The organism is Streptomyces sp. NPDC000410, assembly GCF_040300305.1.
Taxonomy (GTDB): domain Bacteria; phylum Actinomycetota; class Actinomycetes; order Streptomycetales; family Streptomycetaceae; genus Streptomyces.
Genome location: NZ_JBEPDM010000068.1, coordinates 21,696 through 27,826 on the forward strand (window position 1 = coordinate 21,696; position 6,131 = coordinate 27,826).

At 70.3% G+C, this 6,131-nt stretch carries 4 protein-coding genes; 2 read left to right on the forward strand and 2 right to left on the reverse strand.

Features of this window, described 5'->3' with window-relative positions; genetic code table 11:
• Window positions 1-7: 7 nt before the first annotated feature.
• The gene (locus ABT342_RS34925; protein WP_351582654.1) at window positions 8-730 is read right to left on the reverse strand and encodes a C40 family peptidase; all 723 of its coding nucleotides are present in this window, start codon (window positions 728-730) and stop codon (window positions 8-10) included.
• Window positions 731-768: 38 nt separating this feature from the next.
• Window positions 769-3,090: a type VII secretion protein EccE gene (eccE, locus tag ABT342_RS34930; RefSeq protein ID WP_351582656.1), complete on the reverse strand. Its 2,322-nt coding sequence runs from the start codon at window positions 3,088-3,090 to the stop codon at window positions 769-771.
• On the opposite strand from eccE, the gene eccD reads away from it, so the two are divergent.
• Both eccD and eccB read left to right on the forward strand, forming a co-directional pair.
• Window positions 2,990-4,381 (forward strand): type VII secretion integral membrane protein EccD, encoded by a 1,392-nt coding sequence (eccD, locus tag ABT342_RS34935; RefSeq protein ID WP_351582658.1) that lies wholly within the window; start codon window positions 2,990-2,992, stop codon window positions 4,379-4,381. The two genes, eccE and eccD, sit on opposite strands and share 101 nt — an antisense overlap.
• A 45-nt stretch (window positions 4,382-4,426) precedes the next feature.
• Entirely contained in the window at window positions 4,427-5,878 is a 1,452-nt protein-coding gene (eccB, locus tag ABT342_RS34940) for a type VII secretion protein EccB (RefSeq protein ID WP_351582660.1), read from the forward strand.
• Window positions 5,879-6,131: the final 253 nt, after the last annotated feature.

Genomic DNA, 6,131 nt, shown 5'->3' on the forward strand with positions numbered 1-6,131 from the left:
CACTCGCTCAGGCCGGGCGGACCACCGCATAGACCGGCATCGCGTGGAGGGACTGCACCGTCACGTCGCGGCCCGGCCGGGGCGCGTGGACCACCTTGCCGCCGCTCATGTACATCCCCACGTGCGCAGCGCTCCGATAGAAGACGAGGTCGCCCGGCCGGGCGGCGGAAACCGGTACACGCCGGCCGGCTTTGATCTGATCCCAAGTGGTCCGGGGAAGACTCAGCCCCGCACGGCCATAGGCGTACTGCATGAGCCCCGAGCAGTCGAAGGAGGAAGGGCCGGCCGCCCCCCACACATACGGCTTGCCCCGCTGCTCGAGGGCCACCCGCAGCGCCTCCGAGGCCCGGTCCGACGTGCGCTTCTGCGCCAAGGCCTCTTGGCGCCTCTTCTTGGAGGCCTCGGCAGCCGCCTTCCGCTCGGCGAGGGCCCTTGCCTCTGCGTCCGCCCTCTTCTTCAGGGCCACGGCCTCGGCGGCCGCCGCCCGCTGCGCGTTGTCGCGCCGGGCTTCCAGCTCGACCCTCTCGGCAGCCGCCTCGATGGAACGGCGGAGTGTGACGCGGTCGGTACGTATCACCCCACGCATCTTGTGAACGTCGGTATCACCGGTATACGCGTCGGGTCTTGACGGAGCATCTTCGGTCTGCGGAGTCGCTGCGACGGCTGCGGACGCGGTGGCCATCATGACCGTCACGGAAACGACTACCCGGGGAACACTGAACAGACTCATGTGACCGCTCTCTCTCGGATTCGGCAATTCAGCCGGAACTACGTGACCGGGAGGGGTAGGGTTCGAATGGGCAATGCACCCATGTGTTGACGCCAGTCCGTCAGATCGAGAATCTCGGATTCAATTGTGGTGACTCTCACATTGACGAATGCGACATTGCCTTGCCTGACGACGGCGACCACGTCCTGCGGCATCTTCGTCAGCCACGCGGACTGCTCCTCTCCGAGGCGGAGCGCCTCCGCCAGGCGCCCGGCCACACCCTCCGTGGGGCGGTGCACGATCACGGTGTCCGTTCCGGCGATCTGGGCGGCGTTCTCGCTGCCGACATCGGGGTGGACGGTGATATGTGCCTGCCAGCGCCCGGTGGGCTCGCGCAGGCCGACGGCCAAGGCAGCCGCGTCGGCGATGACCAGTACCGGACTGGCACAGGAGCCAAGGGCGACGGCCTCCCCGGCCGGCGGAGTCACCGTCAGCGCGCCCTCATGACCGACCGCGGCCGCCTCCAGTTCCGTCCAGGCCTCGCCTCGGGGAGTCACCACGTGGACGCGGGCGCCTGCCCCCAACGCACGCACCGCCAGCAGGTGCGGGACCACGAGTGAGCCGACGACGGCGACCCTGCCCGGCTCGGGGCGGAACAATCCCAGCGCGACTCGCTTGCCGTTGCTGTCGTGGCCCAGCAACAGGCCGTCCCTCTCCGCGGGCAGGGGAACCCTGATACCGCCCGCCGCCGCGACCTCGTGGCGGGAGGGCCAGGCGCCCTCGGACAGCGTGCCGCGGCCGAAGGGAAGCGTGGCCACGACAGCCTGCCGGTGGCAGCCGTCCAGGACGACGACGACGGCTCCTGCCTCCCGGGCGCCTTCGGCCACGGCCCGTCGTTGGTCACCGGCGTGACTGGTCGCCGCAACGTCCACGCGAAGCAGGCAGAGGGCCTCAAGGGTGCCCTGCCCCCCGTCCGCCAGCGTCAGGGAGATCGTCGTCGCGGCGACCGGGAGGCGCGCAAATGCGTCGTGCAGGCGCTGCCAGTCCCGGGGCCATGCCTTCATCCAGAAACCAGTGGAGACGGCTTCCCCCGTACGCCAGTTCCGCCAGTTCTGACGTGCCTGGGATCCACACTCGGGCCCAGCGGCTTCCAGCAGTACGGCGGTGGCCTCCTGCTCCTGAAGCGTGGACGCACGGATGCCCTGTGCGCCAAGCAGCGCGACCGCGCGACGGGTCTTCATCCGCAGGGCGCGGTGAAGGGACTGAGTGCCCCAGGGCTCGGCGCCCTCCTGTCGCAGGCCCGGATCGAGGCGGAGCACCAGCCAGCACCGTCGGGTTCGCACCGCCCCGGAGCCGGTCAAGGCGGCGTACGAACTCTCGGGAACTGTCGGCGTCCGCCCCGCCGGAGGGACAGCCGGACAGGACTGGATCAGCAGCTGGACCGAGGACAGCCGAATGCCATCCTCGTCGAGGAGCGTGGCGACCACGTCGCACGGGATGCCTTCCAGGCCCGCGCCCGCCTCTTCGAACTCGATCAGCGCGGCCCAGGCCGATCCGTCGGCCAGCACGCCGATCCTGGACGAGGCCGACCCAGCCGACGTGACCTCCAACTCCGCCACCAGGCAATGCCGGAGTGCCGCCAATGGGTCCTCAGGGGCATCCTCACCGGAACCGGCCGGCGACGCGGGCTTCGTCCCGTACCGCCGGAACGTGACGACTGATCGCAGCCACTGGTGTGCCCACCGGGATCGCCACCGGATCAGACTCAGCAACACGAGCCCGGCCGCCACGGAGGCAATCACGGAGGCTCCCGGCAGGGATTGGTCCAGCACCGCCCATACGGGAAGCCCTACTGCTGCCCACAGCACCCACTGGGCCGGCCGCGCCCCGAGGAGCGTGCCCCTCGACGCCCGCCGCCTTGCAACCAGCACCGAGGGCGCGGGAGGTTCGGGTGGCACGGGCACCGGTACCGGTGGACTGCTCAGGGAGGGCTCCGGAGCCGGAGCGGCACTGGTCTGCGTACCCATGGATCGGTGCCTTTCTGGGGCAGGGAACAACGCGGCGGCGGCTGACGGCCACACGCGGGGTACGTCGGCACCGGGCGAAGCGTTCACCGGGGCCCAACACACGGCACCACCGGACAACTCCGAGCTGAACCGAGGCGCCCGCGCGCGCGTAGTCCGGGGCACCGAGCACCGGGTGGCCTTCACCTCGCGTGCCTTTCCGGCGTACCCGGTTCGACGCCCCTGCCCTCGACACCCCTGCTTGGAATGGAGTCCCATGCCCCCGACACCGAGCAGTGAGACCTGCCGCATCACTGTGGTGACGCCTACGGGCTGGATCGAGGTCTCCATACCGACGGACATCCCGGTGGCGGACATGCTCCCGGTCCTCGTACGTCAGGGAAAGGAGGACGACGCCGACCTCGTGGAGATCGGCCTGGAGCACGGCGGCTGGGTCCTGCAGCGCCTCGGCGGCAAGGCGCTGGACGAGCAGCGGACCGCGCACACCCTCGGTCTCAAGGACGGCGAAACCCTCTATCTGCGCCCGAGGGACACGGAACTCCCGGTACTCGAATTCGACGACGTCGTCGACGGGGTCTCGACCGGCGTGGCCGTGAGGCCCGGCCGGTGGGCCCCGGAGCAGACCCGACGGGCCGCTCTCGCGGCCATGTCAGGGGCGGTCCTGGCGACCTTGTGGGTCCTGCTGCTGCCAGGCGAAGGCGGTTCCCGCGCATGGGCCGCGGGGCTGCTGACCGCCGGCCTGGTCCTGGCCGCCACAGCTGCCTCCCGAGCCCTCGACGACGCCACTGCGGCAACCCTGCTGGGCGTCCTGTCCCTACCCGCCGCCGCCGTGTACGGCTTGCTGGCCGTACCCGGCGGACCGCTCCTCAGCGCCCCTCACGTGATGGCCGCGGGCGGTGCGGCCTTCGCCGTCACCGTGCTGTCACTCGTCGGCGCCGGCGTCGCGACACCGTTGTTCGCCGGTGCCCTGCTCCCCACCCTGGCGCTCGCCGTCGGCGGTACGGTCACCGCCACCACCGATCTTCCCGCCAGTTCGGTGGGTGGTCTGGTGGCGGGAGCCGCTCTGCTGCTGGCGCTTCCGCTGCCGATGACCGCCTCGCGGCTCGCCAGGATCCAGTTGCCGATCCTGCCCCGAACCCCGGAGGAACTCCAGGAGGAGATCGACCCCATCCCCAGCGCGAGTCTGCTGGAGCGCGCCGCGCTCGCGGACCACTATTTGACCGCGCTGCAGGCAGGCCTCGGAGTGACAAGTGCCGCTGCGCTCACTCTGCTGAGCACAGGCCGGTTCTGGGAGCCGCCGACGCTGATGTTCACCGTGTCCGCGCTCCTGCTTCTGCGCGCTCGGAATCTCATCGGCACCGGAGCACGGTCGGCAGCGCTGTTGCCCGGGGGGTACGGCATGGTGCTGCTGGCGGTGGAGCTCGCTGAACGCCTCTCGACCGGCGACCGGATCCTGTGGGTGGCCGGCCCGCTCGCCCTGCTCGCGGGATCTCTCCTCGCGGGGGCCCGTTGGCTGCCCGGCCGCCGCCTGGTGCCGTACTGGGGACGTGGCGGAGACCTGCTGGAGAGCATGCTCGGCTGCGCCATGCCGATGTTCGTGTTCGCCGAACTCCACCTGTACGGCCTCGCAAGGTCCCTCAGCGGCTGACCCGAATCCGCTCCGCCACTCGCCGTCCCTCAGGAGAGACCCCTCATGCAGACGCGCCGTGACCAGCTCCAGGCACATCTCACCGTAGTGAGCCGAATGAACGCGGCCATGCTCGCCGGGGAACCTGACGCCCTGGAGACACCACTGCGCCGGTTCCGGGCCTCGGCCGCCACAGGAATCGTGCTGGGCATCCTGGTCGTGGTCGCCTTCGGCGTCATCGGCATCTTCAAGCCCGGCGGCGCCAAGACCTGGCAATCGCCCGGCGTGCTCATCGCCGAGAAGGAGAGCACCGCCCGCTACATCTACACCGACGGCATGCTACGCCCGGTCCTGAACGTGACATCGGCACACCTGTTGGGGGTCGGCTCGAAGGTGGTGTCCGTTTCCGCCAACTCCCTGAAAGGAGTTCCGCACGGGCTGCCGGTGGGCATCCCCGGCGCTCCGGACGCGCTGCCGGGTGACAGAACATTGTCGAGCAGTACGTGGCTCGTGTGCGCGACGTCGGTCGTCAACGCATCGGGGAGCCCCCAGTCGACTGTGTCGGTGACGGTCAACTCCGACATCCCCGCTGCCGCTTCACCGGGTGACACCCACGCCGTCCTCGTGGCGACCCCCGGCGGCGCGACGTATCTCCTGTGGCGAGGCAGGAGTCACCCCGTGCCGGACGCCTCGTCACTCATCGCCCTGGGCTACGGCGGCGCACGGCCGCTCCCGGTGGCCGACCGCTGGGTCAACGCCCTCCAGGCCGGGAGCGCATTGCGGGCCCCGACGATCGCGGGCGTCGGCTCACCCGGTCCCGCCCTGGACGGACACCCGACACGGATCGGCCAGGTTTTCTCCGTAGCCGCTCCGGGAGCGGACGCCACTCACCTCGTCCTGTACAAGGACGGACTGCACCGCGTACCGAAGACGATCGCCGATCTGCTCCTCGCCTCGCCCGCGATCCAGAGCGCGTACGCGGGGCAGCCGGTCGCTCTGATCCCGCTGAGTGCGACCGGCGCCGCAGCGCTGCCCGTCCTTGAGGCCTCGTACAGCGATATTCCGGCGTCGCCACCGCCACTGCTGCGGCACGGGGACGGTGAGACGCTGGTGCCCTGCAGCAGGAAAGAGATGGGAGCCACCGCGTCGCCCTCCGAGCAGGTGGTACTCGTACGGGCCGCCGACGTCACCGCCCGCGGCATCGCGGCGGCGCAGCCGGGCTCCAACCGGACCGCGGACCAGATCTCGGTCCGGGCCGGCACCGGCCTGCTGGCATCGGCCACGTCGGTGCCTGGCGGTCGCGGCGGCGCGCTGTATCTGATCACCGACGCCGGCATCAAGTACCCGCTCCCCGCACTCGACGTCGCCGCGAAACTGGGAGTCAGGAACGGCAAGAGCGCTGCTGTTCCGGTCCTGGTGCCGGCACTGACGCTGGAGTACCTGCCCACCGGGCCGCTGCTCGATCCGGCAGCAGCGAGCGCGACACAGCCTGTGTCCGGTTCTTCTCGTCAGCGCTGATGAGGGGTGTTGGACGGTGGATGGGTCGGAGTGTCCTGAGGCTGTTTATTGGTTGTGTGGGGGGTTTTCGGGGGATGTGTGGCCGACGGCGGATACGCCGGGGATGGAGGAGTTCGGGGCGGCGTTGCGGGGGTGGGCGTCGTCGTTTGATGGTGGGGCGGGGGTGTCGTCGTTCGCGTTGTCGATGACGGGTCCGTCGGGTCGGGCGTTGGTGGAGTCGGTTGACTCGTTGGATGGTCTGGCTCGTGAGGTT